Origin of the sequence: Pantoea sp. PNA 14-12 (assembly GCF_004364735.1) — a bacterium.
Taxonomy (GTDB): domain Bacteria; phylum Pseudomonadota; class Gammaproteobacteria; order Enterobacterales; family Enterobacteriaceae; genus Pantoea; species Pantoea stewartii.
Map to the genome: position 1 here is coordinate 1,191,702 of NZ_SOAJ01000001.1, position 24,069 is coordinate 1,215,770.

The window sequence follows — 24,069 nt, forward strand, 5'->3', positions numbered from 1 at the left end:
GGGGAATATATCGCCATGTCTCAAACTGATTGTAATGACCTGAAAGAAATAGGGAAAACGCGGCCGGTTCTGGAGAACATAACCAATAAATGGTCAATTTTAATTCTCACTGTGCTTTGTAATGAACCTGTGCGCTTCAACGAACTCCGTCGCCGGCTGGAGGGTATTACGCACAAAGCATTGTCTGATGCGCTGAAGCGGCTTGAGCGCAATGGATTGGTGCTGCGAAAGGTGCTGCCTACTTCACCAGTGAGCGTGGAGTACAGCCTTACACCGCTGGCACAGACGCTTCAGGAGCCATTCAGTGCGCTGTATGGATGGGCGTTAAAACATGGAGCGGAAATGGAACGGGCTCAGTTGATGTACGATACCAGACAGGCGGAAGAGATTTGCTGAAGAGTCGTAATGTTGAATCCTGTTGCGATGCGCGCTCAGTTTTACAGGCCAGCATCGAAAAATGTTGATTAATGAAGCCCCACGTTTCCTGACAATGCTTTATGTGGATATCCGCTTTGTATCAGAAGCGGACATTTACGTATGAGGTAAGCACTCTGTCACCATGAGTTTTCCAGATTCATTTTCATCCTTGCGTAAGATGTGATGTATGGTTTGAACCGGGTAAGCTGATTTTCGACTGAATGTGATTTTGCTAACATGAAACGCCATTGCGTTTGTGAGAGGTAATAGTGATTCACTTAAGACAGGCTCAGCGCAGTGATGCCGATGCAATAGCACATCTGCACACCGCCGGATGGAGAGATACCTACACGAAAGTGATGTCTGCGGATTTCCTTGAAAATCAGGCGCAGGAAGATCGTCTTTCACACTGGCGCTCAGCTCTGAATCAGAGCAATGAAAGCGAAACAGTGTTTGTAGCTGAATATGATGGAAAGGTTGAAGGCTTCATATGTATTAAGCTCCACTATGACGCGCAGTGGGGCTGTTATATAGACAGCCTGCATGTAAGCTCTTCACTACGTGGTCACGGTGTAGGAAAACAACTTCTCTGGCGCGCAGCCGAATGGGTCAAGAGCAGGGATGATGAGTCACCGCTCTATTTGTGGGTGTTTGAAGATAACACCCAGGCAACAGCTTTTTATCAGCGCCTCGGGGGCACCATTGTGGAGAGAACATTATCCGATATGCCTTCATCAGATAATGCCCCGGTATTCAGAATCAGCTGGAAAAATGCCGGTCAGCTTCTGACAACTGCTTGCTGAAAGGTTAGCCGAAATGCTTTTTATTTGTATCAACAGCGGGCAGGGCGAAATTCCCCTTTTCGCACCTGACGGACCTTAATCTGTTTCAGAGGTTGCTTTGTACCTGAAGCGGATGTTGTCTGGCACGATACTTTTCTGAACATGAGGCTTGAGTGATACAGGCCTCATTACATATCCAGAACCTGACTGATAAAATAGCGGGTAAGCTCAAACACCTGATGTCGGTTTTTCTCCAGCACCATCATGTGTGTGGCTTCACCGATTTCTGTCCAGCGCTTCCAGGGGGTGCCTGTCGCTCGCAGGAACCAGTCCTGGATTGCATTCACAGGTACATCACGATCCCATTCACCATGTAAGAGCAATACGGGGACGCGGATGTCGGCGGGATCGTAGACGCCTTTATTTTTTGCCCAGTAACACCGTGTATCCTGAATCGGACCGGTGCTAACCCGGATTTTGCGCTGGGCTCTCAAAACCGGATCGGGTTCCTCATTCACTGTTTGCCGGGCCCACTGCATAAATCCGCCGGGACAAATAAGGCTGTTCTTTTTATTGTCTGGCGCGGCCTGAAGCCAGCGTGATTCCACTGCATCAATGTCAATATCGCGCCATGCGCCTATTTCGCCGCCGGGATCCAGCGCATATTTACCGTCCTGAATCCACTGTGGCGCAATAAGCGTCAGACGCCGCACGTTAGCGGTATTCCGTGTGGTGTAAAGCGACGCCACCGTTCCTCCCCATGACATCCCGATGAGGTTCAACTGCGTCAGTCCATGATGTGCAAGAACGTAATCAACCGCACTTCCTAAGTCCCTTACTGCGGTTTCAGCACGCGCTGACGGCGGATTTTCCCGCGCAGGCAAAGAGAAAGAAGGTAGTCTTGATGCGCGGCCGTATCCACGCACATCCACTGCCCAGACATCCAGACCGGCTGCGGCAAGGTAATCAAGGAAAGATTCCCCCTCAAGCGGTGTATCAAACAGACTTCCCGATGAGAAAGTGGCGCCGTGCATCAGCAGAACCGTCTGTGCCGCATCAAAGTCCGTAGTATCAGCGCGCCGCCTGTGACGCAGCCACAATGAAATGTCTCTGGTATCGGAGGGTATGGCGAAAGCTTCGCTGAACAGCGGTGGTGTGTTTGTCATGATATTCTCCTGTCAGGCGTGCTGCCAGGTTAACTGGCCGTTTGTATTGAGAACCCGTCCTGCCGAGCTGTCCGGAAAGTGAGAGGTAAAAACCAGCGCCCGGGTCTGAGCAGCAAAATTCATCATCACTGTCCGGGATTTTTTTGCCGTGTCGGGAAATTCGCAGTAGCGGCTGTTCCACTCGGGGAGGAATATCTGAAGCGGGCTGTGCACGACGTCACCCCAGAACAGGGCCGTCTCACCGCCGTCTGAGAAACTGAATGCCAGGTGATCAACGCTGTGCCCCGGTGTTCTGTGAATCTGCAGCCCGGCAACGACCTCTGTCTCGGCGCTGTCCAGAAACACGGCCTGCCCTGAAGCGACGACCGGATACACACTGTCATCCATTGCACCTGTGCTTTCCGGCATGACATTAAATGGGTTCTGATAAAAATGGTATTCATCTGCGGAGAAGTAGTAGCGGGCGTTCGGAAAAGTGGGGCGCCACTGACCTTTCTTCAAGACAGTATTCCAGCCGACGTGATCGACATGAAGGTGCGTTAAAACAACTGCATCCACCTGCTCAGGCTCAACGCCGGCCGCTCGCAGCGCATGCAGCCAGTGGCTGTTCATTTCATGAAACTTTGCATTGCCGGGGCGTTTTTTGCCGTTACCCGATGCGGTGTCAAGGATGATGACCTTACCGTCTTTTTCAATCAGCCAGCTGTGTGTGCTGAGCGACACGGTCTCGTCTGTAAAGTCCAGATCATGACGTTGAATGTGTTCAGCAAAACGCAAGGCTGACTGACGATCCCACTGTGGAAACAGAGACAACACGGGAATGCCGTTGCTCTGTTGCTCTGGAATCTTTGTGATTTTTGCGCCGGCGACGTGCCAGCTTAACAGCTTGCTCATGTGCTTTTCCGTTGGGGGAATGGACTGGATGGCCGTATATTCAGGGTTGTGGGCGTAATGAACAATCGGGCGCCAGGCAAACTTAAATTGCAGATACAGCAACAATAAGGCGGGGCATGGATAAATTTTCTGCGATACGCAGCTTTCTACAGGTCGTTGAATCCGGAGCCTTCACCCGTGCTGCGGAAAGTCTCGGGTTACCCAAGTCAACGGTGACACGGCAGATTCAGGCCCTCGAAAATGAGCTGGGTGTAAAACTCTTACATCGTTCTTCACGACGGCTAAGCCTCACGGAACAGGGTGAGGTTTACCACAAGGGCGCGCAGGCATTACTTATCCAGGCGGAAAAACTGGACAGCAGCGTTTCGGGAGCGGCTGGAACGTGGCGTGGCCAGCTCAGGGTAGACATGCCGGGCGCGCTGGCATACTGCCTGATTATTCCGAGGTTGGGGGATTTCATGGACCGCTATCCGGATTTACAGATCATCACAAGCGTGGGCAACCGAACCAGCGATCTCATTGAAAATCAGTTTGACTGCGTGATACGCATAGGACGACTTCACGATGACTCGCTTGTTGCCCGCTCTCTGGGAGCACTGCCCATGGTGGTATGCGCCGCGCCCGCATACCTTAAAAGACAGGGTAAACCCTCCCATCCCACGCAGTTAGTGCACTTTCATCATATTCAGGTGCGTTCCCCACAGAGTGGCAGACGTTTTGAGCATCAACTGATGAAAGCCAGCGAATCGTTTCCGCTTAGCGGTCCGTTTCAGATATCCGTCAACGACGCTTACGCGGCATTCAGTGCGGCGCGCGCGGGCCTGGGCATCGTAACGACCTATGATTTTCTGGTGGCAGACGCGCTGAGAGAGGGGGACCTTATCAGGCTGTTTGATGACTGGCTGGTTGATGAACTCCCGGTTCATATTGCCTGGCCGGAGAACCGCCAACTGGCTCCCCGTATACGATTATTTGCGGACTGGGTCAGGGAACAGTTTTCAGTAACAGGTATGACAGGACGTCCCTGAGGCAATGGTTGACGCTGACTATTCTGCAGGCAGGTATATTCGTATTCGCTCCCTGCTTTATGACATCAGCAGGGCACTGAAATATACCTGAACTAAACACCGACGGGTCTGATAAAGAAAGCGGTGCAGTTGCAAAAATACGCAGGTCATTCACAGTGCCAGTGATGATGGTAAGCATCAAGGCTCATCAGGCTGGTGGAAACGCTCAGGAACAGCTTAGCAGGAGACAACAGGGCGCTCAGGCACTCGCTGGTTACAGGACTCAGGGAACAGACAGAGCACGGATAAGATTATCCTTCCTGACGAATGATGATTTTCCTTAACATCCCTTATGTCTTTTAACCTGTTTTGACATGGCTCACTTATCAGGTGAAAAGAGGAATTGTCCGTTCTGTGGCAGAAGCGGACATCGTACAGGAAGGGCTTTATCGGGTTAAAGGGAAGTGATGCACACGGTATTGAACAGGGCGCTTTTTTTCAAAGCGCCATAATAAAATCCGACGTTCGTTATATACCCGAGCGTTTTTGGGTAAAAGCCCAGGTGTAATTTTCTTTATTTATGGGCACGTAACCAAATTTTTGATAAAGCCATGGGGCTGTCGGTGTGAATAAAATAATACTTCTCAATTTTTCACCAACCGGATGGTTGTGAATACATTCCATTAGCCATCTCCCCAGACCTTTACCCTGGTATTCATTGAGTACCTAAACATCACAGAGATACGCAAACGTAGTGTAGTCGGTTATCAGACGGGCAAAGCCTGTCTGTGATTTGTCGAGATAAACACCAAAATTAAGGCTGTTCGCCGTCGACATTTTAACTGTGTCAAAGTCGATTCCTTTCGCCCTCGTCGACTCTGTTAAATAATGATGCACGGCGTGCAAATCCAGTTTCATGCTGTCTGTACTTATCAGACAATTGTTTCCACGCCATTCATATATTGCTGAAAGATCCATTTCGATTATTAGCCTTATGATTCATTGAGAACGGATCTGCTGATTATATTTTTACAATCATGGTGCCAGAATAAGGTTAACCTTTCAGAAATCTGAATAACCGTCAAGCCCGCCCCTGGCGTTCATCCAGCCGTGTCGGGCTTCTTTTAGAACCCATCGGCCCAGCTCATACTGCCAGGGAAAAGTTTAAATATATTCACGTATTAAAGCTGTCACTGATTTATCTCATCCGTTTTGCTTCCGCTCTTCGTGACGAGCTGTACTCGCAACATAAAAATCAAGTTTTCCCTTTATTCGACGATTTAAATATAGCTATGCCTTTTTGTTTTTTTTTACCACACACAGGGTGAACTATGACCATTACACAGCGGCTTTTTCTTACATTTTCACTGCTCTCGGCATCACTGATTTCCATGGTTATCATTGCCATCGTGGTCGTCAGCGGCTTTCAGTACCGCTTTCACTACGTACAGATTAACGCCATTCCCTCAATCATCGATTTGAACGTGCTTATTGACGAAAACAATGAACTTATTATTAAGTTGTACAACTATCAGAGCGCAAAAGAGGCTGACAAACAGGCTGAAATTGCGGCGTATATGGATAAAGCGGTCGAACGCCTTAATAAGCTAAACCAGCATTATCTGGAAAACGACATCTCCAGTGATGAAGACCTGCAACTGACCAAAGATGCATTTGTCATGATAAAAAACATTCATGATAAATTGCCTGCTTTTCTGCAGGCCTACAGGCTGCCGGCGTCTTCACAAATTGCGGATGCTGCTGAAGCCAGTCAGAGCCTTAATGACGCAATCCGTACCCTGACCACCAGCTACCGCAAGCAACTGCAGATAAATATCGACATTGGTACACAGCTGGATGAAACCAATACCCGTATTTACTTCATGACGCTCTGGGGACTGAGCGCAGGCTCTGCCGTTGTCATCTTTATCCTGGGCTTCTTTACGGTCAAAACCATCCTGTCTATACGCAAACAGCTGAACGGCATGCGGCAGACCATGGAGCAGGCCAGCGAGAACCTGGACCTGACCCTCAGGGTTGATGCGTCGCGTCGTGATGAAATCGGCCTTACGGCAAGTGCTTTCAACCATCTGATCGAGAATGTTTCAGACTCACTGTCTAAAGTCGAAGCGTCTGCCCAGTCGGTCAGTTCCGCTTCGGCAGAGATATCAGCCGGTAACGAGGATCTGTCCTCGCGTACCGAGGAGCAGGCTGCCTCACTGGAACAGACGGCAGCCAGCATGTCTGAGCTCAGTGAAACCGTCCGCCAGACGGCAGAAAACACGCGGCTGGCCAGCCAGCTGGCCAGAAACGCCCGGGATATTTCAGAAGACAGCGCCGGTCGCGTGCGCACCCTGATGACCACAATGAGCGACATCCGTGGAAGCTCTGCCAAAATTACGGACATCATAGCGCTGATTGAGGGCATCGCCTTCCAGACCAATATCCTTGCGCTCAATGCCGCCGTCGAGGCGGCCCGTGCGGGTGAGCAGGGACGCGGCTTTGCGGTTGTGGCCGGCGAAGTCCGTAACCTGGCACAGCGTTCATCTTCTTCCGCCCGCGAAATCAAGGAGCTGATAGAGTCGTCAATGAGCTTTGTGCAGGCCGGTTCAGAGCAGGCTGAGGGCGTGGGTGCCAACATGTCCCGCATGAATGATGCGGTAAAACAGGTTACCGACCTTGTGGATGAAATATCTGTCGCTGCCAGTGAGCAGTCGCAGGGCATCAGTCAGGTCCATCAGGCTGTGAATCAGATGGATGATGCCACCCAGCAGAACGCCGCTCTGGTTGAAGAAGCCTCAGCAGCAACCCGCTCCCTGACGGAGCAGGCCTCAGTACTGAGCAGGCTGGTGAGCGCCTTCACTGTCAGCGTGTCAGCAATATCACCTGTTAATAAGCGGGAGAACCGTCGCCCCGAAGTGATTTCTGCGCCTGTCGTGAAAAAAACACAAACTGCTGTGGCTGGCGGACAGGATCAGAACTGGGAACAGTTCTGATAACGCAACACTCGTTATAAACTGAAAGGTAAAAACTGCCAGACGCCTGACGTTATGCGTCAGGCATTTTTTAACCGGAATATAAGACTGCCTGATGGTGCTAATGTCCGCTTTGTGCCATTAGCGGAAGTAGCTAGAACCACTCTGTTATGATTAACGGGGAGCAGGTCACAATCATGTCCCGCAACTGCTCCCTGCGTCAGCCCGTTTTTTATATCTCATTAAACTAACAATGGGCATAAGGCTCAATGTTTTTATCTTTTTATATCCGGACAGACTCTTCTATAGAATTATATTTTTCCGTGGTCGGTTCAAAGCAGAGTTCAATTATATTTTCTGAGCGAGAAAACTTCATGCGGTAGTAGCCAGGAGCAAAGTTTAAGGTTTCTCCTTCTCCATCGTTTACATCAAGGTCAATTGGTTCCAGATCCCCTCCAGACGTGAACTCTCCCGCTCCAATAAAAACGTTGCCTGACGGGAAGTGCAGATTTAGTGTACCTGCTTCACCTTCAATAGTTTCCGACACCTTAATGGTATAGTCACCATCAACTCCTAACCCAAGAAAAGCGATGTTGCCCTTGTTTACTTCAAGGATCTCATTCTCCTCCTCGCTCCACCAGTCACATAAATCTGCAACTCTGTGCTTAATCGCATCAATGTCAAATATTGAAAGAGTTGCAGTATCAGTGAAAATCGAAAATTCTTTTAACATACAGACCTCTTTTAAATATTTACGAACGAGTTTTATAGCTGATGTTTGTGCCTGTTGTTATCGCAGCCAGGCAACCCCAGAAAATCACCTTGCGCCTGCATGAAAAATGTCATGCTATGGTTTTGCAGCAGCGTATAAATTATCGCCATTTCAATTATCTCAGTCAAACGTAGCGCGAAAACGGGTTAGCTGAAGGAGATCCAACATGAATGACCAGCTCCCCGTTAATCAACACACGCAAATGTTAGTCCTACATCTCTGCGGTTATGACAAATGCGAACTTCCGCTTTTCGCTCAAAGCGGATAATGTCTGATGAAGACCAGAAACTTGTTTCATTAACCAACGCTGACGAGACTTACTGCAGGATTTTCACGTCGTACCACGCCAGTCAGCAGCCAGTGTCAGCCACGAAAAGTACCAGTGTAATCCACGCTGCACTTTCATCCAGAACAGCATAGCGAATCCGGCGACAATCAGTAACAGGCCAGAAAGGATATGAAACCAGGTGATTACCGTTTCCAGACTGTGCCCGCCCAGCGCCTCACTTTCGATAAAACTGGAGTTGATGATCTGGGAAAGGATAAGGACGGCGACGAGCAGATGGAGCCAACGAAAAAAAGGTGCATCATGATGAGGGAGCCAGTGCCTGTAAGAAACGTTCATAGCGATCCTGTAACTAAAATATGAGAACGCTATATTTTCATACGGAGATTAGGCTTACCTTAAGCGCTTTTCAGGACGTCCGGCGCTATATTCTCCAAACAAGCGAGATGAAGCTTCGATGAGGCTGCCGGGTAATGTTTCAACTGGCTGAAATGCACTTTTGACAGATTCTTTGTCCCAGCATCCTGTAACAGGGAATTCACTGAAAATCATTATTATTTCCTTTGTAAAGGGCTTCATTTGATTTTGTTATCTGGTTAAAGGTTGTTCAATATGCATGCCATGCACAACACATCATTATGTTGACAATTGGAACATTCATCACTCAGGAGAGTAGTGACATGATGCTTCATCATATTTTCGATAAAATGCGTTCCGATCATGGTTTCCTTACAATCAGCCAGATTGCGTTACTGTGCGAAAAGGGAAATATGATATTTGACCCGCTCTCCGTTTTGATTTCCGTTCATGCTGAAATTGGTACGGGCAATGTTTTTTACTTAGGAGTCACGCTAATCACAGGCTTGGGGTATGGCCTGACTGTGGGGAATCATAATTTTTTTCACAGCAATACTTTCATTGAAGCGACAGCCGGGTCTGTACATATCGGTTCCGAAAATCAGTTTGGCGAAGGTGGATGTACGCTCAAAGCTAATCGCAAAGGCGCACGAATAGAAGTCGGTAACAAAGGACGATATCTCGGCGGCGTTTCAGTTTCAGGACAGACACAGCTTGAAGACGGCAGTCAAATTCTTGGGCCGATAAACGTGGACAACTGTTGTCTGAAAAATGGCAGGAGTTGGCAGGAACCGGTGGCTGACGAGCGTGCAGGGTTATTGAAAGGCTATGGGACCGCCCGAAATCTGACAGTTGGAAGAGGGCGTGTCATTAACGGTAACGGAGCATTCAGCGAGTCAATGATTGAGGCTCAGTCCCGGTACCATCCTGCATCACCTCTGTGACCGATCCGCTTTGTGCCAGAAGCGGGCGGTACTCTTTCGATAGAAACAGCTGTTGAAACGAAACTGTTTAATGATAAAACTATAGAGATGATAGTAAATTCGGTGTAAAGTTTATTGGAAAATCACAAAGGAAAGTGAAATGAACGAGTATTTTCATTCATTTAACGAGATCTTTAAATTTATTATTGAGCATTATGGTTTCGAAGCTAAACCAGTTGATGATAGCAAGATTTTTTTAATAAAAGAAAATTATCAAATAGAATTTATAATGTGGAGGGAGGCTGTTGAAGTCAGCTTCTGTCAGGCTTGCTCAGATACAGAAATGTTAAAATATGATGTAAGGGATTTTATCATTACGCATATGACTGATGAGGATAGGGTTATTTCTGATAGTATTTCTTCCGTTAACGGGACGTCTGTCTATAGAAGAAATGTGAAAAGTCTTCACTATTTCTCTAATGCTCTAAAAAATCACTTTTCCTCTATGCTTGAAGGGAATATGGATTGGTTTCAGGCGTATGAGAAATCAGATTGGTATAGGCAACCAAGAATAGAAAAAATGACGAGAGCCATTCAGTAACTCTTTGTAACTTCTAATAGATCACAGGTGGTTGCTCAGGCTGCCTTCGAACTCGATAATAAAACGGCTCATTAAGAGTCGCCAATTCTGGATCGGCGTAATCTTTAGTACTAAAGTACGATAAAGAAGACAATTTCTCTCTCAGGCTGAAAGAGTTTATAATACTCAGCCACCTAAACGTCCGCTTTTCGCTCACAGCAGAAATTGGCCTGCATATAGTCCGCATTGTGCCAAGAGCGGTTGTTGGCGTGTTATGACGATTTCAGGATTACCCTTAGAATGGCTTTGTAGTTGAGATTAACGTGATCGGAATATTATCTCGCTGTATCCTGACAAAATTGTTTTTGATATCACTCACGCAAAATGTTTTGCGTAGTTGAAAAGAAGGAATTAGTATAATATGTCTCAAATTAAATTTGAACTGAGTCGTGGAGGCGACATATTACGTGATGGCATGTTTCTGGAATTATCTGTCAGCGAGACATCTCCTTTACGGCAAATTGCTGAAGTTTTCTATTCTGATGTTACACACGAATTCTTTTTGACCTGCTACGAAGAGAATATCCCTCTTGAAGCAGTGGAAAAACTGATTTCGGAGGCGAGGATATCTCTCCCGCCAGTGAAGCAAGAACAATCCACATAGCACAGACCACATATCAATGTCCGCTCGTCGCTCATAGCGGACATTGGTCTTTTCATGATTCTGATTTGTGCAAAAGTGGACGTTATAAACGCAACAGTAAGGTAATCAAACGGCGCTGGCCACGGTTACTGACGCTTTTTCATAAAGCGGCTATTGTTGATACAAAGCATTATCAAAGCTGCGCAACTGACTGACAAAAAAGGAATAATCAGTGTCATTCTGAAACCCGTCAGTTGAGCCATCAGTCCGGTAATCCCGTTTCCGGCAATCATTCCTGTACGCATGGCATTGAAGTAGAACGCTGATGCAAAACCGCTGCGTTCAGGCAACGCATCCTGAATAACTGATATGCCCAGAGCGGTAAAAATACCAAAGGACACTGCGTTTAAAATCTGTAATGCAATGAGTTCAGCCCTGTTACTGGCCAGTAGAAGCAGGCAGTAGTAGGCGGAGGCAAAAAGAAAGCCGGCCATAAAAAGCAGCTCTTTACCTGTCTTGTCTGCTAATCGTGAGGCAGCAAGCATAACGGGAATTTCTATGATTGCTGCAGAACCCAGCAAAAAACCGGGGAAAGAAACAGGTAAATTAAGATCCTTCACCAGATAAAGTGGCATAACAGTCATGTAAATTTTATTTGATAAGTTTGCCAGTATAATTACTGCACCTAACGCCCAGATATCACTACTGATACGGGGTTTCCTGACCTCATCTGATTTGGCAATCCCGGGGCCACTTGTTTTTTCCCCTACGGGAAGCATTAAGTGACACAGTAATATTGTCATTCCTGAAAGCAGGGCTGATATCAGGAAATCAAAGGCGAATCCAAATCTGTCAGCGAAGATAAATGCCAGCGTCGGGCCTGCTATCCATACAACAGACACACATGTACGCATCTGGGTATTCAGCCGCGTTGGGTTGATTCCTGCCTCCAGCGAATGCTTACGAATTATCGAAAGAAACAGCGTAACGCAAGCATTACCCGGCCCCAAAAGGAAAATGCCAATGAGCAGTGCCTGGACAGGATAACGGCAGTAAGCGAAAGCGATACCGGTCAGGGAAAGGGCCAAAACGGAAAGAATGAAAAGACGCTTATCCGGATAACCTTTATCCGAAAGGGAACCCATTAACTGGCAAAAAAACAATCCAGACAGTGAAGTTCCGAGGCTGTAAAAGGTAAGAAAAACCGGCGAGGCGTGTAATCCGTTTATCAAAAATATGCTCATCACTGGCAGGATAAACGTATAGGAAACGGCAACCGTTATATTTATCAGAAAGAGTCGCCAGGTAGAGCCGCAGAAAAATGCCATAGCAGTCATGCCTTCATGAAGTTTACTCCTGCGTTCTGAGAAGAATAACTTCATAAGATGCAGGAATAAAGAGAGATCCCGTACCCGCCTGCGCTGCACTAAGTTTTACTGTCATAGCTTTGTCAGCCTGATAATGTTTCCTTACCGGAAGCTGTGTCTCCATTCATCTGCTCTTTTCTCATAGTGTACCTCCATTTAAGTCAGCCTGTCCGCTTTGTGCCAGAAGCGGACACGGGAGCAGGAGTGACATTTTTACTAACGGTAGCACTGAACTGGAAAAGGTTGCTGGCAGTTTTTGCGGCACCGGGCATAACGAACCCGAATGTTAGACTCACGCTCTTTCATCTACTTCTTTTGAAATCTGGCCCGGTAAGGTTATGGTGAGAATTCAACTTAACTGGAAACAGGTGTTGCACATGTCAGCAGTACACTCAAATAAAGACTGGGTCAGAGTTGCACACACGCCGGGAAAAATTGAACGTCTGGAGGCCTTCTTCAGTGGATATGGTTATGAACCCCATCGTCATGATACCTATGCGATCGGCAGGACACTGTCTGGAGTACAAAGCTTTCGTTATCGAGATAGTAAAAAACATAGCTTACCAGGCGGGACAATAGTCCTGCATCCGGATGAAATTCATGATGGAGAGGCAGGAACGACAGAAGGGTTTCAGTACCGGATGGTCTATATCGAACCTGCGTTAATTCAGAAAATTTTGGGCGGAAAACCATTACCCTTTATTCCAGATGGAATATCAACGGATCCCCGGCTTTTTGCCGCCACTGGACCGCTGTTAAAAGCGTCAGAAGATGCTATTGATGTCCTTGAAGAGGAGGACGCCCTTTATGACCTTGCCCAGACTTTGGCCGTCGTGGGAGGGCAACGCTTACGTCGCTGCCTTTTGGATTATCAGTCTGCGGAGCGCGCGCGAGAATATATACAATCTGAATTCAGCCAGAACATTACGCTGGAAACCTTATCCACCGTCTGCGGTAAAGATCGCTGGAGCCTGAGCCGGGATTTTCGGGCACTTTTCGGCACGAGTCCTTATCGCTATGTAACAATGCGTCGTCTCGCATACTGCAGACATCTGATTCAGACAGGTCTGTCACTTGCAGAATCTGCTTTTGAGGCAGGATTCTCAGATCAAAGCCATATGACACGGCAGTTTATAAAGGCATACGGTATTTCTCCGGGCCGTTTGCAAAGTTTCATTCACCCCAACCGTGCCTGAGTTGCACGATCGTTCAAGACGGTCACAGCGACTTTATTTATTTTTGACGTTTCTTAACATTAAGGAATGTCATCATGTCTTTACCGGTAAATCTGGAACACAAATTCTCTCTTTTCGATGACCACTGGCAGCCAAGAGTCATTGCGCAGATGAACGATTACCAGTTCAAAATCGTGAAAATAGCGGGCGACTTTATCTGGCACTCGCATCCTGAAACTGATGAGGCCTTCATTGTAGTAGAGGGGGAATTGCGTATTGATTTTCGCGATAGCCACGTCCTCGTCTATCCGGGAGAAATCTTCGTTGTTCCAAAAGGTGTAGAACATAAAACGTCAGCTCAAACGACCGTAAAAATGATGATGATAGAACCTTGTGGTGTCCTGAATACTGGACACGAAGGGGGGGAACGAACCGCTGAAAACGATATCTGGATCTAGCCCGGTGGTATCAGACAGCCCGGCTGGCCTGTCTGATATATCACGACTACACAGATAACCTCAGGCTCACTACGGGCATGAACTTCCGCTCCTCGCTCATAGCGGACTACGCCTGGTTACCATTTTGATCGCTTAAGTCAGCAAAGTTTCAACTTAACCTGAAGTAGGGCATCCACATTTTTAAACCGTTCCAGACTGAGGCGTTGCTTTTAGAATCGCACGGCGGCAAGACCATTTCGCCTTGTCCGCTCCTGCTTGCGAAAAAGATCTGACCCGCTTTACGTCCGTCTGAACTGGCACTGGCCCGCCTTGACCCGTTTCTGGATGATAATCCCGACCAGTCTGTGTATCCGCGTCGGAGTGACCGCTAAGCTGCACCTCTGGCCGGGCGCGTTTCATGGTTTTAACAACAGCGATACGGCGGCGGTGTCGCTTCAGGTCTGAGAATTGACTCAGAACTGGCTGCACCGCTTTAATCCGAGACAGGGCGGTATTATTCGGCGGTAACCATAGTCAGCACTGGCCCTATGATGTGACCGAAAGTTCTTTTTCGGCTACCTTAAACGAATCCACTACACGATTAAGGTTTATAGTCTCATCCTCAACGACAGCAACCACCGATGAGGTCTCTTCAGCCAGGGCGGAGTTTTTCTGTGTGACAGTGTCGAGTTCAGAAACAGCAATATTAATCTGCTCAAGCCCCTTACTTTGCTCGTCCGAAGCCGTTCTGATGCTGTTCATGACATCATGTATTTCAAGTACAGATTCATATATCCCTGTAATCGAATCATGAGCGACATCAGACAGTCTGGCACCATCCTGAATTTCCGTTACTGAATCAGAAATAAGATTACTGATCTCCTTCGCCGATGATGAGCTTTTTTGGGCAAGGTTCCTGACTTCTGCCGCAACGACTGCGAAGCCTTTTCCGTGTTCGCCCGCCCTGGCAGCTTCAACGGCAGCATTTAGTGCCAGGATATTGGTCTGAAAGGCAATACTCTCAATGATGCCTGTGATATCGCTGATTTGTGATGATTTTTCCTGCATGTTTTTTAACAGGTCTGAAAGGGATAAGACTACAGATTTACCCTGTTCAGACTTGTCTCTGGTATGGTCAATCAGTTCAGATACCGCAGCGGAGTTTTGCGCATTGTTTTTTACAGCCACAGTAATTTCTTCCATACTGGACGCTGTCTGAACGATTGAGGCTGCCTGCTGCTCAGTGCGGGCTGAAAGTTCGCTGTTGCCGGCACTGACCTCACTGATACCTTTAACAATATTCTGTGCTCCCTCTTTAATCTCGGAAATCACCCTGATCAGTCCCGACTGCATCTCGCTGAGTTTCGCGAACAATGCCCCTATTTCAGTTTTACGATGGAATCCTGTCATCACCGCGCTGGTGAGGTCGCCTGACTCAATGCGTTCCAGTTGCGCATAAACCTGTGAAAGAGGCTTAATGAGCACATTTTTAAAAACACCGATGAGTCCGAGGATGAAAATGATATTAAAAATTATCGTGCCGTAGAAAAACACGGTTACATTATTATAAGTTTCGCTACTTTTTGAGGAAATATCAGCACTGATATCTGCCAGCTTGTTTCGCCATTTGTCATAATCGTTTTGCATTTTCTCCTTATAAGGGCCGGCATTTAATGAGAACATAAGGTTTACGTCCTTCTTATAGCCATTTTTCAGCGACTGCTGCAAAAGGGATGAGTAGGCCTGATAGCTTTCCTTTAACGCTTTCTGTATGTCTTCAGGCATTCCCTTAATATCGGCAAGTTGCTGATAGCTGTTGAAGTCATCCCTGGCTTTACTGAGCGTTTTTTCTCCGTGATTAATGAAGAAGTTTACTTTTTCGCTTTCCGTTCCCTCTTTGATTAACCACAGGGCAATCCGGTTAGTGTCCGCCCGCACCTCGTTTAACTGCGTCCATACGTCAGCGATAAGATGGACTTTTTTACTCACAACTTCAGCATTTCTGAAGTTATCCCTGTCAGAGCGTAAGTAATGGAGAAATATCAACCCAACCATCAATTGAATGATGACGATAAACACTGCGCTGATAAGTAATAAATTAGAAAGCCTGGCTTTTCTGATAACGGACATTTTTATCTCCTCTTATACACTAAAAGGGTTATCGGCAGCTTTACCGGTAACATTAGCGTGTAAATCATGAGGGGGAATCTTGTTTTCTTGATTATCTTTATGATTTTAAAATCACTTTGATTTTTAATGTTGCTTATTTTTCATGAAAAAGAAAGTAATGCCTACTTACTGCTCAGTTGAGCAAGATTATGTCCTTACGGTTTTGTTTTCTGCAAAACCATTTTTCCATAACAAAAGAATTAAGATGCAATAATAAGCAAGCAAATTCATTATTTCATTTGATGCTTATTTTTAGAGGCGTTTTCCCTTAAAGTGGTAATGATGAGTTAAAAGGGGGTGTAATGAAATTTCAGCATTTATTTTAATGCCGCGACCGGATTCCGCTAGCTCAGCATAAAAACACTGTGTTTCTCATATTCTAAACTATTCATCGTATAGTGATGGCAGGAAGCTTATTTAAGATGTCCGGGAAAAAGATTATGGGCGGCGGGCTGATCTGGGATTCAGTCAGCGCCACCACAGCGAAAATCCAGACAGAGTTCAGGAATATCGTAACGGAGCGGAGAGCCGTCATCGATAATAATAAATTCTGCCCTGTCAAGCAGGCTGGTCTGGTAGTTTTCCTGTTGCCGAAGTAAGCTGGTTACGGATGAAATCGTCTTTTAATTGCCGCAGAAATGCGTCACACACGTTATGTCAATGTGAGATTTATCCTCAGTATGCCGATTCACTCACTGCCTGATTAAAAGATTTAAAACGCCATCCATTTTCCGTGTCCACACTCAGCATGGAAATCTCTGAGTTCTCAAAGCTGCCATAAAAAAGTAATAAAGATCGCATTAATTAATTTTATACCTACCAGTAATTGTTTAAATCCCTTTGTTTACATCAAGTTATCTCACGTCAGGTTTTTATTACATTTTTACGGTGTTTGCCACGTCTCATCATTTCTTTAGCCACACACTGTTGTTTTGTGATCCATGCAACATTTGAAAGCTTTAGCCGGTGTGCCTTGTAAAGGCTCCCTGATAATCAGCCGATATCTGTGAGTAGGTCTGAGCGCGTTCTTGACAGGGCACAGGCGCGTTTCAGACGACAGATACGTTCCGCCTTCCGTTGAACATCCTCTTCATTTAATTAATTAAAGCACGGGAAACATACTCATGAAATTCAGTCGGGCGTCGGTACGTATGCAGCTTACGCTGGGTTTTGCATCACTCGTCATTATGGTTCTTCTTATCGCCTGCCTTTCTGTCAGGGCTTTGATGAACGCAAATGATACATTCCGAAACCACGTTGAGCAGGTTTCGGCCAGGGAAAGCCTGGTGAATACCATACTCGGGGATATTAAAACCAATTCTCTTGATATTTACGGTCTTGTTCTTGTCAGTGAGCCCGCTGACATTTTAGCGGGCAGGGAACAGGTCAGTCGGGCGGAAGCCAGCATGACGGCGGCGACGGAAAAACTGACCCGTGCTGTTAATTCACAGGCGGATATAACGGAGCGCGACAGACATTTCGTTCAGGCTATCGTTGATGCTGAGAAAACTTATCGTCCCGTGGCTGACCATATTGTTTCACTGGCGCTCGAGGAAAAGAAAGCTGAAGCCATAGACCGGCTTAACCGTGAACTCAGGCCAGGTTTGCAGCGACTCATCAGCGCTGCGAATGACTATCTGGACTACAGCAAACAACAGTCAGAAAACCGGGTGGAAGTTGCGCAGAAAACCTACCTGTCTACCCGGCTCGTCTTCATCTCTGTCACTCTTGTTTCGCTGGTTCTGTCAGTACTGTTGGGCGGAATAATCATCCGGACACTTTTGCGCGCCCTGGGTGAAGAGCCGGGGACATTGAAACATCTTGTTCAGCGGATTGCGGAAGGCGATCTTAATCCTGTACCTAATGCCTCGCAGGCACCGCAGGGCAGTGTTCTGGCCGCGCTGGGGCTGATGCAGAAAAACCTGGCGCAACTGATCAGTCAGGTAGCCCATTCTGCCGACAATATTCTCAAGGCAGCGGAAGAAATTCATCAGGGCAATGAGGACCTCAGTCGCCGTACTGAAGCACAGGCATCCGCACTGGAGCAAACCTCGGCCAGCATGGAACAACTGACGGCCACGGTAAAAAATAACGCTGCGAGCGCTCAGGAAGGCAATGAAAAGGTTTCAGGGGCCGCTCACACAGCACAACGCGGCGGCGATGTCGTGGCACGCGTCGTCTCCACTATGCAGGATATCTCCAGTAGCTCAGGGCATATCTCGCAGATTATCAGTGTTATTGAAGGTATCGCTTTTCAGACCAACATTCTTGCGCTGAACGCGGCGGTTGAAGCGGCGCGGGCAGGGGAGCAGGGGCGTGGATTTGCGGTGGTGGCCGGTGAAGTTCGTAACCTTGCGCAGCGCAGCGCCCTGGCCGCGAAAGAGATTAAAACGCTTATCGACGAATCTGTACAGCGTGTCGATACGGGGTCGGGTCTGGTCAGTGATGCAGGTGAAACCATGTCGGAAATTGTGAGCGCCGTAAACAGCGTCAAAACGCTGATGGCGGAAATTACCATTGCTTCGCGCGAACAGCATGCCGGCATTGAGCAGATAAATAAAGCTGTAACACAAATGGACCAGACCACCCAGCAGAATGCCGCGCTGGTTGAAGAAAGCAGCGCGGCTGCAGCAAATCTTGAGCAGCAGGCCCGGTTAATGCTGCAGGAAATTGCTGCTTTTGACATCTCACATACAGTCCCGGACGTGGCTGCTACAACGCATCTGTCAAGGAGTCTCCCGTGAACAGCCTTCGCCTTTATTTAGTTGTCACAGTTCTGGCGTTGCAGACAGGCTTTACCGGGTACGCTGCAGCAGCGACGACACCCGTTACGGTGGGTCTCATCACAAAAACGGACGCCAACCCTTACTTTGAAAAAATGAAGGCCGGTGCGCAACTGGGAGCAACCGTTCATAACATCAGGTTACTTACTGCATCCGGTAAATCAGACGGGGATGTGGCTTCGCAGATTACTGCTATTCAGTCCATGGTCGCAGCCGGTGCTACCACACTACTGATTACCCCCAGTGATGCCAAAGCCGTTGTGCCTGCCATTGAGGAAGCGCGAGCCAGAGGGGTACAGGTCATTGCTCTGGATTCGCCAACGGACCCGGCCAGCGCGGTTGACGCGCTTTTTGGCACGGATAATTACCAGGCCGGAGAGGCCATCGGTAAGTATGCCAGGGCCGTCATGCCCGTCAGATTCCCCGGGCAGTCAATGAAGATTGCCATGCTGGATTTGTCTCCGGGTAATCTGGTCGGGGCAAGACGTCACAATGGATTTATGAACGGTCTGGGGCTTAAAGCGGCGGACAGCGAGTCTTACATGCTTTCAGGCTCCCCGGAGGTGGTCTGCGCTGGCAGCACCGGTGGGGCGAAGCAGCAGGGACACGATGTGATGGCTACCTGCCTGAAAGATCATCCTGATATCAACCTGGTTTACACCATTAACGAGCCGGCAGCGGCCGGTGCCTATGAGGCACTCAGTGAGGCGGGGAAAGAAAGAGCCGTGTTACTGGTTTCCATAGACGGGGGATGTGAGGCAATCAAAAGTATTGGCCGCGGAGAGATAGCCGCGACAGCCCAGCAGTATCCCCTGACGATGGCGGCCATGGGAGTAGATGCGGCCGTTGCCTATGCGAAGCACGGAAAAAAAGCGAGTGGGTTCGTAAATACAGGCAGCCTGCTGATAGCGGCCAGGCCGGTTCAGGGGGTGCCCGGGGGAACCGTTACGGATGGCATGAATGCATGCTTTGGTGCTAAATAATGTAGCCATTTATGCAAGCCAAAAGGGGGGCTGTATAGTCTGGCCCCCCTGATTTAACGTGAGGTCGATGTATACGTCACTCCCTGGCACACCTTCACCGACACGTAGCAGGTACTCCTCATCAAGGGCTGTTTCTGTATATTTTTACTTCTGCGCCTCAGGAAGAGGAGTGAGTGGCGATAAGCCATACCACCAGTAAAATCTATTTAACAACCTAAGGCATCACTGATTAACGATTATTCCGGAGGGCGTTAATGAAAGAAGAAAATGAAGTGGCTGACCCTGATCACGATTTGCACCACATGAATGAAGAACAGTTGCTACAGGAGATAAAGCGACTGAGGGCAGCCATACGCGCGCATCGTGACGCTACGGGACACGACCTCTGCTGGTTTCATCCTGAATTGTGGTCACTTCTACCTGAACAAAAGAATTCACCGATACAGGTTCCTGACTGGCCGCAATTTATGGAGGGATGTGTGATATACCGCCAGTCGCTGGATGAAAAACCAGATTAAATCATCTGTTCTTCTGGCCCTTGTTTTGGAGAGGGAATACATATCTTCAGAGAAAGGTTAAGCAGACTAAAAAACTGTAGGCACTTTGCTTTTTATTAAAAACAGTACGGTTTGCCAAATCAGGCTAACCGGTGGCAAAGCTTTACATCGTTTACTGAACCGACCATGACTATAACGCTCACGTTGCGCCAGAAGCGATCATTCCTATACTGGAATTAATCACGCATTCTGCTGAATAACCTGCATCCACATTTTCTCTGCCTGCTGTCATGCGGCGGTCACTTTCTGCCAATGGTCATCCTGTAAAAAACGCCGCAAAGCAGCAGAAGTATTTTGCTGCTGCACACTTTTTGTGTTTAAGATGATAGAAATCTATCATATCGGGCTGTGTAATGAAAAAAATATCCATGTCAGCGGTAGCCAGAGCTGCGGGTGTCGGGGTGGCTACCGTTGATCGTGTTCTAAATAACAGAGCGTCAGTGAAGCAGGAAACCCGGGACCGCGTTCTGCGCGCAGCGGAAGCGCTCGGTTACCGGGAAGATCTGCGTAAGGTGATGACGCCAGAAGCCACGGCGGTTAAGAGCGCGGTGCGCACCGGGTTTATTCTGCTGCCCAGTGATTATTCGTTTTATCAGGTGCTGTCAGAGGAAATCCGCCGGTATGCGGACGGAAAACTGGCGACAGAGCCGGCGTTTGTATGGGCTGATATACATGATGTGGAGAAAGTTGTGTCGTCTCTTGAAGCTCTGGCAAAACGCGTCGATATCATTGGAGTAGTTGCGCTCGATCATCCTCTTATACGGCATACCATTAAGCAACTATCCGCATCAGGCGTGCAAATTTTCACTTTGTTTTCCGATCTTTCTCCCTGTGGTCAGGCGGGCTATATCGGTCTCGATAATCTGAAAGCAGGGCGTACAGCGGGATGGTTTGCTGAGCGCATGATGGAAAAAGACAGTGTTATTGATGTGCTGCTCGGCGATCACCGTTTCAACTGCCAGGAAAGCTGTGAAATAAGTTTTCGTTCGTACCTGCGCGAGAACAGACAAGATGCGGTGGTGCTTGAGCCGTTACAGACGCGGGAAAGCATCAGTGGGGGCTATCTGGCTGCCAGCCAACTGCTCAAAAACCATCCCAGTGTGACCATGATTTATGCGCCGTGCGGTGGCATAGAGGGCGTAATCAAGGCGGTCTGTGAAAGCGCGCGACATGATATAAAAATTCTCTGCCATGGCCCGTTCATCGGCGATGAAATGGCGCTTATCGCGGGGCATGTCGATGTGATGATACGCCACCGTATCGATGTTGTGGCTGAGACGATCGTCTCTGTTTTTATCCGCAGACATCAGGAAACCGACCGCAATCCTCTCTCTGTTACCGTTCCCTTCGATCTGGTTACCCGGGAAAATATCTGACGTCTCACGACGTATCACGCAGAGGGTTGTGCTGTCTGAGTTTGATGTAAATCTATCAATAATATGATTTAAAAAAATCATGATCTCTATCAAATAATCCACGAAGGAGGGTTGCTGGTATCAAAAAACCGGCGCAATACTGCGCGCACTGAGTCAGGCATTTGTCGCCTGCATGTCAGTGCTTACCTGTGTTGCCGCATCCGGAGAAAAACCATGACCATTTCCATCGCGACTGCACCCTGTAGCTGGGGAGTGGACGACCCGAAAAACCCGTTTCTTCCCCCCTGGCAGAGCGTGCTAAAAGAGGCCGCGCTCGCCGGATACAAAAGTCTGGAGCTGGGACCATGGGGATACTTGCCTGTTGAGCCCGAAGCCCTGACGTCTGCACTTCAGGAACATCAGCTGTCTGTTATTGCCGGCACCCTTTTCGACGATTTAGTCAGTGAAGAAAACTTCCCGGCAATGATCGATCTGACCCATAAGATCTGCCACAACCTGAGCGCCGTTACCCGGCAGGCTGACGCTGTCAATGAGGGGACATCGCCACCTTATCTTGTCATCATCGACTTTGGTGATCCTGAACGTGCCGCCACAGCCGGTCAGTCAGAAAAGGCCCCGCGGCTTAATCCCAGTGACTGGCAGACGATGATAAGACATATCACCATTCTGAGTGAGATTGCCTGGAAAGCGTACGGTGTCAGGCCGGTCATTCATCCCCATGCTGGTGGCTGCATTGAGTTTGCCGATGAACTGGAAAAGCTGGTCCACGATATTCCCCATACCGTAGCCGGGCTTTGCCTGGATACCGGCCATCTGTATTACGCTGGCATGGCGCCGGTGGCTACGCTGGAACGTTACTGGGACAGGATTGATTACCTGCACTTCAAGGATGTTAACGAGGCTGTCTGGCGCCGGGCAGTTAAAGAAGGGCTGGATTTTTTCACCGCCTGCGCCCAGGGCGTCATGTGTCCTCTTGGCAGCGGTGCCATCCACTATCCGGACGTTCATGCATTTCTGCGCCAGCGTCGTTACAAGGGCTGGATAACCATTGAACAGGAAAGAGATCCGCGTGATGCGGATACAAGCCTGCGTGATGTCACGGCCAGTCTGCATTATCTGCATTCCGTCGGTTTCTGAGGAGAATAATCATGATTAACGGCATTAAACCGCTCGAAAAATCACTTCGGTGGGGCATGGTCGGCGGTGGCGGAACCAGTCAGATTGGCTACATTCACCGCTCATCGGCACTCCGTGATCATACCTTTACGTTAGTCGCCGGCGCGTTCGATATCGATGCCGCACGTGGGCGCGCCTTTGGTGAGGCACTGGGCCTTTCACCAGACCGGTGCTATGCCGACTACGAAACCCTGTTTGCTACAGAAGGACAACGCGAGGACGGTATTCAGGCCGTCTCCATCGCCACACCAAACAATACGCATTTTGCTGTCTGCTGCGCCGCGCTTGAAGCGGGACTTCATGTGATATGTGAGAAGCCGCTGTGCTTTACGGTCGAAGAGGCTGAGCATCTGGCGAAACTGAGCCGGGAGATAAACAAGATCATCGGCGTGACATATGGTTATACCGGTCATCAGCTCATTCTCCAGGCCAGAGAAATGATTGCGGAGGGGCTTCTTGGCGACATCCGCATTGTTAACATGCAGTTTGCACACGGTTTTCACAACGAATCCGTTGAACAAAATAACGCCAGTACCAGCTGGCGCGTTAACCCGCGCTTTGTCGGACCCAGTTACGTGCTGGGGGACCTGGCAACCCATCCGTTGTGCATCGCTGAAACTATGGCTCCCGGCTTAAAAATCAGGCGACTGCTGTGCTCGCGTCAGAGCTTTGTTAAAAGCCGCGCTCCCCTCGAAGATAACGCGTTTGTCCTGATGGAATATGAGAATGGCGCAGTCGGCAGTCTGTGGGCCTCCGCCGTTAACTGCGGCTCCATGCATGGGCAAAAAGTGCGCATCGTCGGCGCTAAAGCCAGTATCGAGTGGTGGGATGAACAGCCGAACCAGCTCCGGTTTGAAATTCAGGGCGAGCCGATACGCATCCTGGAAAGGGGCATGGACTATCTTCACCCGGCCGCGCGTGCAGATGACCGTATCGGAGGGGGACATCCCGAAGGTCTTTTCGAGGCCTGGTCAAACCTCTACAGACGTTTCGCGCTGGCTATGGATGCCACCGATCGGGGTGACGACGCCTTCCTGAAAGATTTCTGGTATCCCGATGTGCATGCGGGTCTGGCGGGCGTCAAATGGGTGGAAAACTGTGTCCGTTCAGCCGAATCCGGCTCGACGTGGGTGGAATGCTGATATCGACTGTAGTGGATGAGCGCATCAGTCTGTTGAGGATGAGCGTAGCGATTGAGTGACTTTCTCTGCCTGAAACCCGACTCAGGCAGCATGAGATAACGT

General features: G+C 48.6%; 21 protein-coding genes and 2 pseudogenes. 15 read left to right on the top strand and 8 right to left on the bottom strand.

Annotated elements, in window-relative coordinates; translation table 11 throughout:
• The first annotated feature begins 15 nt into the window (after positions 1-15).
• A complete protein-coding gene (locus C7434_RS05695) occupies positions 16-396 on the top strand; it encodes a helix-turn-helix domain-containing protein (protein WP_033741436.1) in 381 nt (126 codons plus the stop codon).
• Positions 397-686: 290 nt separating this feature from the next.
• Positions 687-1,220, top strand: coding sequence for a GNAT family N-acetyltransferase (locus tag C7434_RS05700; protein ID WP_033741437.1), 534 nt, complete (start codon positions 687-689; stop codon positions 1,218-1,220).
• A 167-nt stretch (positions 1,221-1,387) separates the two neighbouring features.
• On the opposite strand, the gene C7434_RS05705 is transcribed toward C7434_RS05700, so the two are convergent.
• A complete protein-coding gene (locus tag C7434_RS05705) occupies positions 1,388-2,365 on the bottom strand; it encodes an alpha/beta fold hydrolase (protein ID WP_033741438.1) in 978 nt (325 codons plus the stop codon).
• A 12-nt stretch (positions 2,366-2,377) separates the two neighbouring features.
• The gene (locus C7434_RS05710) at positions 2,378-3,259 is read right to left on the bottom strand and encodes an MBL fold metallo-hydrolase (protein WP_033741486.1); all 882 of its coding nucleotides are present in this window, start codon (positions 3,257-3,259) and stop codon (positions 2,378-2,380) included.
• A 116-nt stretch (positions 3,260-3,375) separates the two neighbouring features.
• On the opposite strand from C7434_RS05710, the gene C7434_RS05715 reads away from it, so the two are divergent.
• Positions 3,376-4,287 carry a LysR family transcriptional regulator gene (locus C7434_RS05715; protein WP_133745226.1) on the top strand — a complete coding sequence of 304 codons (912 nt, stop codon included), beginning with the start codon at positions 3,376-3,378 and terminating at the stop codon, positions 4,285-4,287.
• 507 nt (positions 4,288-4,794) lie between these two features.
• Here the strand turns inward: C7434_RS05715 and C7434_RS05720 are convergent.
• Positions 4,795-5,244, bottom strand: a pseudogene (locus tag C7434_RS05720) (GNAT family N-acetyltransferase).
• 353 nt (positions 5,245-5,597) lie between these two features.
• Between C7434_RS05720 and C7434_RS05725 the strand changes: the two are divergent.
• Positions 5,598-7,262 (top strand): methyl-accepting chemotaxis protein, encoded by a 1,665-nt coding sequence (locus C7434_RS05725; RefSeq protein WP_033741442.1) that lies wholly within the window; start codon positions 5,598-5,600, stop codon positions 7,260-7,262.
• Between the two features lie 262 nt (positions 7,263-7,524).
• On the opposite strand, the gene C7434_RS05730 is transcribed toward C7434_RS05725, so the two are convergent.
• From C7434_RS05730 to C7434_RS21915, 3 genes and pseudogenes are all read right to left on the bottom strand, one after another.
• Positions 7,525-7,974, bottom strand: coding sequence for a DUF6386 family protein (locus C7434_RS05730; protein WP_033741444.1), 450 nt, complete (start codon positions 7,972-7,974; stop codon positions 7,525-7,527).
• A 379-nt stretch (positions 7,975-8,353) separates the two neighbouring features.
• A pseudogene (locus C7434_RS05735) lies at positions 8,354-8,638 on the bottom strand (cytochrome b/b6 domain-containing protein); the annotation flags it as partial.
• Positions 8,639-8,692: 54 nt separating this feature from the next.
• The gene (locus tag C7434_RS21915; protein ID WP_164481930.1) at positions 8,693-8,851 is read right to left on the bottom strand and encodes a hypothetical protein; all 159 of its coding nucleotides are present in this window, start codon (positions 8,849-8,851) and stop codon (positions 8,693-8,695) included.
• Positions 8,852-8,979: 128 nt separating this feature from the next.
• On the opposite strand from C7434_RS21915, the gene C7434_RS05740 reads away from it, so the two are divergent.
• From C7434_RS05740 to C7434_RS05750, 3 genes are all read left to right on the top strand, one after another.
• Positions 8,980-9,600, top strand: a complete 621-nt coding sequence (locus C7434_RS05740; RefSeq protein WP_133745227.1) for a hypothetical protein — start codon at positions 8,980-8,982, stop codon at positions 9,598-9,600.
• 139 nt (positions 9,601-9,739) lie between these two features.
• Positions 9,740-10,180, top strand: coding sequence for a hypothetical protein (locus C7434_RS05745; protein WP_133745228.1), 441 nt, complete (start codon positions 9,740-9,742; stop codon positions 10,178-10,180).
• A 400-nt stretch (positions 10,181-10,580) separates the two neighbouring features.
• Complete coding sequence (locus tag C7434_RS05750) at positions 10,581-10,823, top strand: hypothetical protein (RefSeq protein WP_033741624.1); 243 nt, start codon at positions 10,581-10,583, stop codon at positions 10,821-10,823.
• A gap of 125 nt (positions 10,824-10,948) precedes the next feature.
• Here C7434_RS05750 and C7434_RS05755 read toward each other — a convergent pair whose 3' ends face one another.
• The gene (locus C7434_RS05755; protein WP_164481933.1) at positions 10,949-12,139 is read right to left on the bottom strand and encodes a sugar efflux transporter; all 1,191 of its coding nucleotides are present in this window, start codon (positions 12,137-12,139) and stop codon (positions 10,949-10,951) included.
• 407 nt (positions 12,140-12,546) lie between these two features.
• Here C7434_RS05755 and C7434_RS05760 point away from each other — a divergent pair, with 407 nt between their 5' ends.
• Both C7434_RS05760 and C7434_RS05765 read left to right on the top strand, forming a co-directional pair.
• The gene (locus C7434_RS05760; protein ID WP_033741629.1) at positions 12,547-13,365 is read left to right on the top strand and encodes an AraC family transcriptional regulator; all 819 of its coding nucleotides are present in this window, start codon (positions 12,547-12,549) and stop codon (positions 13,363-13,365) included.
• 74 nt (positions 13,366-13,439) lie between these two features.
• Positions 13,440-13,802, top strand: a complete 363-nt coding sequence (locus C7434_RS05765) for a cupin domain-containing protein (RefSeq protein WP_133745230.1) — start codon at positions 13,440-13,442, stop codon at positions 13,800-13,802.
• A gap of 525 nt (positions 13,803-14,327) precedes the next feature.
• Here C7434_RS05765 and C7434_RS05770 read toward each other — a convergent pair.
• Positions 14,328-15,911, bottom strand: a complete 1,584-nt coding sequence (locus C7434_RS05770; RefSeq protein WP_033742183.1) for a methyl-accepting chemotaxis protein — start codon at positions 15,909-15,911, stop codon at positions 14,328-14,330.
• A 1,163-nt stretch (positions 15,912-17,074) separates the two neighbouring features.
• On the opposite strand from C7434_RS05770, the gene C7434_RS05775 reads away from it, so the two are divergent.
• From C7434_RS05775 to C7434_RS05800, 6 genes are all read left to right on the top strand, one after another.
• A complete protein-coding gene (locus tag C7434_RS05775) occupies positions 17,075-18,694 on the top strand; it encodes a methyl-accepting chemotaxis protein (protein WP_050504980.1) in 1,620 nt (539 codons plus the stop codon).
• Positions 18,691-19,716 (top strand): substrate-binding domain-containing protein, encoded by a 1,026-nt coding sequence (locus C7434_RS05780; RefSeq protein WP_243835875.1) that lies wholly within the window; start codon positions 18,691-18,693, stop codon positions 19,714-19,716. The genes C7434_RS05775 and C7434_RS05780 overlap by 4 nt, the downstream gene beginning before the upstream one ends.
• Before the next feature lie 254 nt (positions 19,717-19,970).
• The gene (locus C7434_RS05785; RefSeq protein WP_133745231.1) at positions 19,971-20,234 is read left to right on the top strand and encodes a hypothetical protein; all 264 of its coding nucleotides are present in this window, start codon (positions 19,971-19,973) and stop codon (positions 20,232-20,234) included.
• A 392-nt stretch (positions 20,235-20,626) separates the two neighbouring features.
• On the top strand, positions 20,627-21,649 hold the full coding sequence (locus C7434_RS05790; protein WP_133745232.1) for a LacI family DNA-binding transcriptional regulator: 1,023 nt from the start codon (positions 20,627-20,629) through the stop codon (positions 21,647-21,649).
• A 213-nt stretch (positions 21,650-21,862) separates the two neighbouring features.
• Positions 21,863-22,786: a TIM barrel protein gene (locus C7434_RS05795; protein WP_033741634.1), complete on the top strand. Its 924-nt coding sequence runs from the start codon at positions 21,863-21,865 to the stop codon at positions 22,784-22,786.
• Between the two features lie 11 nt (positions 22,787-22,797).
• Positions 22,798-23,967, top strand: coding sequence for a Gfo/Idh/MocA family oxidoreductase (locus C7434_RS05800; RefSeq protein ID WP_033741635.1), 1,170 nt, complete (start codon positions 22,798-22,800; stop codon positions 23,965-23,967).
• Positions 23,968-24,069: the final 102 nt, after the last annotated feature.